This window comes from Hyalangium sp., from assembly GCF_045802625.1.
Classification (GTDB): Bacteria; Myxococcota; Myxococcia; order Myxococcales; family Myxococcaceae; genus Hyalangium.
Genome location: NZ_JBJMQP010000208.1, coordinates 1 through 4,502, shown reverse-complemented (window position 1 = coordinate 4,502; position 4,502 = coordinate 1). Strand labels below are relative to the sequence as shown.

5 protein-coding genes are annotated in these 4,502 nt (G+C 69.4%); 4 read left to right on the top strand and 1 reads right to left on the bottom strand.

The window, feature by feature from the left end; genetic code table 11:
- The 4 genes from ACJ8AT_RS34395 to ACJ8AT_RS34380 all read left to right on the top strand — a co-directional run.
- On the top strand, positions 1-562 hold a 562-nt coding region (locus ACJ8AT_RS34395), incomplete at its 5' end, for a glycosyltransferase (RefSeq protein WP_407742191.1).
- An 80-nt stretch (positions 563-642) separates the two neighbouring features.
- On the top strand, positions 643-2,085 hold the full coding sequence (locus ACJ8AT_RS34390) for a hypothetical protein (RefSeq protein ID WP_407742190.1): 1,443 nt from the start codon (positions 643-645) through the stop codon (positions 2,083-2,085).
- Positions 2,057-3,226, top strand: coding sequence for a glycosyltransferase family 4 protein (locus ACJ8AT_RS34385; protein ID WP_407742189.1), 1,170 nt, complete (start codon positions 2,057-2,059; stop codon positions 3,224-3,226). Before ACJ8AT_RS34390 ends, ACJ8AT_RS34385 begins: the two co-directional genes overlap by 29 nt.
- Positions 3,223-4,029, top strand: a complete 807-nt coding sequence (locus tag ACJ8AT_RS34380; protein WP_407742188.1) for an FkbM family methyltransferase — start codon at positions 3,223-3,225, stop codon at positions 4,027-4,029. Before ACJ8AT_RS34385 ends, ACJ8AT_RS34380 begins: the two co-directional genes overlap by 4 nt.
- Before the next feature lie 21 nt (positions 4,030-4,050).
- Here the strand turns inward: ACJ8AT_RS34380 and ACJ8AT_RS34375 are convergent.
- Positions 4,051-4,502 (bottom strand): glycosyltransferase family 4 protein (locus ACJ8AT_RS34375; protein WP_407742187.1); only part of this gene is annotated, 452 nt, incomplete at its 5' end.

The following is a 4,502-nucleotide window of genomic DNA, read 5'->3' as shown; positions in this document are numbered from 1 at the left end:
GGATGTCGTCATCGTGCAGTGCTGCCGGATGGAGGAGGGCAAGGGACACCGCCTATTGCTGGACGCGCTCGGGCGGCTGAGGAGTGTGCCGGACTGGGTGCTGTGGGTGGCGGGAGGTGCGCAGCGCCCGATGGAGGTGCGCTACCTGGCGGAGCTGGAGGCGCTGGCCTCCGGGCTGGGCATCCGCGAGCGCGTGCGGTTCCTCGGACAACGCTCGGATGTGCAGCGCCTGCTGGCCGCGGGGGATCTCCACTGTCAGCCCAATACGGCCTCCGACTCGTTCGGCCTGGCGTTCATCGAGGCGCTGCATGCGGGGCTGCCCGTGGTCACCACCTCCATGGGAGGGCCGCTGGAGACGATTGACAGCACGTGCGGCGTCCTCGTGCCGCCAGCGCCGGAGCCGCTGGCCCAGGCGCTTCAGCGGCTGATCCAGGATGGAGAGGCGCGGCGCCAGCTCGGGGCGGCAGGTCCCTCGCGCGCCGTGGCGTTGTGCGAGCCGTCCGCGTTCCTGCGCGGACTGGAGGAAGACGTTCGGTCTCTCAGGCAGGGGGCTCGCCCATGAGGAGCCCTCGGTTCGGAGCCTCCTCCGTACGCCCGCAACTCAAGGGCCCCGGTGTCCTGAGGCAGCGCCACACCCGCCCCGTGCCCCCCCCGGTGGAGCCACCGGCCGTCGAAGGAAGCCCTGCCTCCGCCGTGGCTCCTGCCGCCGCGAGCGACGAAGGCTCCACCTCCGCTCCGCCACCCCAGAACTTCTGGGCCTCGAGCCTCGTGGTGCCCTGTTTCATCGCCTTGGAGATCCTCTGCCAGCTCGCGCTGCTGGTGGAATCCTTATCGGCGCTGCGCGTGGTGTTCCGCATCCTGTCGTTCGGCGCCAGCCTGGCAATGCTCGTGCTCGTGCCGGGACGTTCCTTGCGGCACCCGGCCTTGCCCTTGGTGCTCGGGGCGATGGGGTTCACCGCTCTGAACTTCTTCCATCCAGAGGCAGGCACGGCGCTGGCGGGCCTGGCCCAGCTGGGCATCCAGCTGTCCATCATGGCGCCGCTGATCTGGGGGACGAGGCTGCGCATGGACGCGAAGGCGTTCCGGCGTACCCTGGCGCTGCTCTTCCTCTTCAACGCGGCCAGCGCTGGCGTGGGAGTGCTGCAGATCTCTTTCCCAGGCAGGTTCCAGCCCGCACTGTCATCCGTCATTGAGGCCGTTGGCGAGGACTACACCCAGAGCCTCCAGTTCGAGTTGGCCAGCGGCCAGCGCGTCTTCCGGCCCTTCGGGCTCACCGACACGCCGGGCGGAGCCGCCACGGGAGCCTTCTACTCGGTGCTGCTGGGAGCCGGGTTCCTCATCAGCTCGAAGCGAGGGCTGATCCGTCTGCTGAGCGTGGGCGGAATCTTCCTGGGAGTTGTCAGCCTCTACCTCTGCCAGGTGCGCGCCACCGCGCTGATGTTGCTCGCGTGCCTGCTGGCGATGGGAGCCGTGCTCGCGCTGAACGGCCGGCTGCTGCGGCTGACCCAATTGCTCCTCGTGGTGGGCGGCTTCGCCGTCGTCGGCTTCGGGTGGGCCGTGGCCATGGGCGGAGACGCCGTCACTCAGCGCTGGGGCAGCCTCGTCTCGGTCGACGCGGGAGACGTCTACTACAGCAACCGGGGCCACTTCCTGGAGAACACGGTCGGCTACTTCCTGCCCCAATACCCGCTCGGAGCGGGGCTCGGTCGTTATGGGATGGCCAACGCCTACTTCGGCGACCTCTCTTCTGCCCTCTGGGCGGAGATCCAATGGACGGCCTGGGTCTACGATGGCGGCCTCCCCGTGCTGGTGCTCTATCCACTGGGGTTGCTCGTGTCGCTGTTCTGGGCCTTGCGGCTGGCCTTACGCCGGGATGACCACAACGAGTTCTCGCTGTGGGGCACCCTCCTCTTTGGCTACAACGTGGGCGCCATCGCCATCACCTTCAGCTACCCCTTCTTCATGAGCCAGGCGGGCATGGAGTTCTGGCTGCTCAACGCCGCGCTCTTCGGCGCCTTCTCCCACTCGACCCGGCAGGCTGCGCCTCTCCCCTTGCATGAGACCCTACACCCTCATCGCCGGTGACTTCGTCGCCACCGGCGGCATGGATCGGGCCAACCTCGCGCTGGCGAGCTATCTGGCGCGCCAGGGAGTGCCGTTGCGCCTCGTGGCGCACCGGGTGGCGGATGAGCTGCTGGGCTTCTCGAACGTGCGCTTCGTGCGCGTGCCCAAGCCTGCCGGTGCGTACATGCTGGGCGAGCCGCTGCTGGACGTGGTAGGGCGGCTCTGGACGCGGCGCACGCTGGCCGAGGGCGGACAGGTGCTGGCCAATGGAGGCAACTGCGTGGTGCCCGCTGCCAACTGGGTCCACTATGTCCATGGGGCCTATGCCTCCCAAGGCCCCGGCTCGCTGCTCCGCCGCCTCAAGGGCCAGGTGAGCCACAGGCTGTACCTGCGCGGCGAGCGCCAGGCGCTGCAACGTGCGCGCGTCATCATCGCCAACTCGGAGCGGACCAAGGCGGACCTGGTAGCGGCCACCGGCGCGCAGCCCGAGCGCGTCCACGTCATCTATTACGGCATTGACCCGGAGCGGTTCCGCCCCCGTGCGCCCGAGGAGCGGCGAGAAGCGCGCGCGGCGCTGGGGTGGCCCGAGGAGCGGCGGGTGGCGCTCTTCGTCGGCGCGCTCGGGGACAAGCGCAAGGGGTTCGACACGGTCTTCCCGGCGTGGGCGCGGCTGTGCTCGCGCGGGGACTGGAATGTGGACTTGAAGGTGGTGGGCGTGGGTGCCCAGCGTGAGGCGTGGGAGCGTGAGGCCCGGCAGCGTGGGCTGGGCGAGCGCATCCAGTTCCTGGGCTTCCGCAAGGACGTGCCCGCGCTGATGGCCGCCGCGGATCTGCTGATCTCTCCCACGCGCTATGAGGCGTACGGGCTGGGCGTCCACGAGGCGCTGTGTACCGGGCTGCCCGCGCTGGTGAGCCGGACCGCCGGCGTCGCCGAGCGCTACCCGGCCGAGCTGAGGGATCTGTTGATCGATGATCCGGATGACGTCGAGGAGCTGGTGCGGCGCCTGGAGACATGGAGGGGACGCGAAGCGGAGCTAATCCCCCATACCCTCCGGCTGGCGGGGGAGCTGCGCTCGCAGACGTGGGATGGGATGGCCGCCGCCATCGTGGACCTGCTCGAGCGCGAGCGGGCCCAGGAACTCCGAGGAGCACAGAGGGTATGATTTCCAGACTGGTTCGAGGGGTGCGCCAACTCCACCGGCTCCCCGAGGTCACGCGCTGCGCGGGCTCGATTCGGGGCTGGGCGGGCATCACCAGCGCCTACCTGGGGCTCACGAAGCTGCCCTACCCGGCGCGGTTCGAGATGCGGGATGGCTTTGTGCTGCCGCTGGAGTCCTTTCACGATCTGGTCACGGCGTGGATCCTCTTCTGTCGGCACGAGTATGAGGTACCGCGGGACGCGAAGGTGGTGGTGGACTTCGGCGCCAACTACGGCGCATTCGCGGTGCTGGCGGCGCGAGCGGCGCCTCATGCGAAGATCGTCTGCTTCGAGCCCTTCCCCGAGACGTTCGGCCGGCTCCAGGAGACGATCCGACTGAACGGGCTTGAAGGGCGGGTGACGTGCCTGCCGGTGGCGGTCGCGCGGCAGGCCGGATCGGCATTGATGAACGCGGATCCCTCCATCCCGAGCCAGTCGCGCGGCTTGGGGGCCGCTTCCACGGCTCAGGCCACGTTGGAGGTACGGACGCTCGATCTGGCCGGGGCTCTGGAGGAGGTGCGGCGCGTGACGGGCACTCGGCGCATCGATCTCGTGAAGATGGACATCGAGGGCGCCGAGCACGCCTTCCTGCCTGAGGCAATGCCTGACACGCTGGCAGACATCGACGCGTGGCAGATGGAGTACCACCCCAACGGCCCGAAACAAGCGCTGTTCCAGGCGTTGGAGCGCTCCAGCCTGAGGCTCCGCCACGATCAGCTCGACGGTGAGAACGGCGGCGTGGCGCACTTCGCGAGAGCCCGTTTCTAACGTCCCCTGAACCAGGCGTGCTCAGCCGAGCACCGACTCGAAGAAGTCGAGGTGCTCCCGCGCCACCACGGGCCAGGCGAACCGTGTCACCGCGCGCTCGCGGCCTCGGTCGGACAGCTCGCGGCGGCGGTCTGGGCTCTCCAGCAACTCCGACAGCGCCGCGGCCCAGGCCGACTCGTCCGCCTCCGGCAGCACCCGCCCCGCGTCCCCCGCGGTGTGGGGGATCTCTCCAGAGTTACTCGTCATCACCGGCACTCCGCACGCGAACCCTTCCGCCAGCATCCGGCCAAACTGCTCCTTCCACCGGGGCGTGGTCTGGCTCGGCGCGCAGAGCACATCCATTCCGTTGAGCACTCGGGGCACCCGGGCATGCGGCACGCCGGTGATGACTCGGACCCGATGGCCCTGGCGTTCGGCCCAGGCGCGCAGGCTCGCCTCCAGCGGGCCTCCTCCCACGAAGAGCGCTCGCCAGG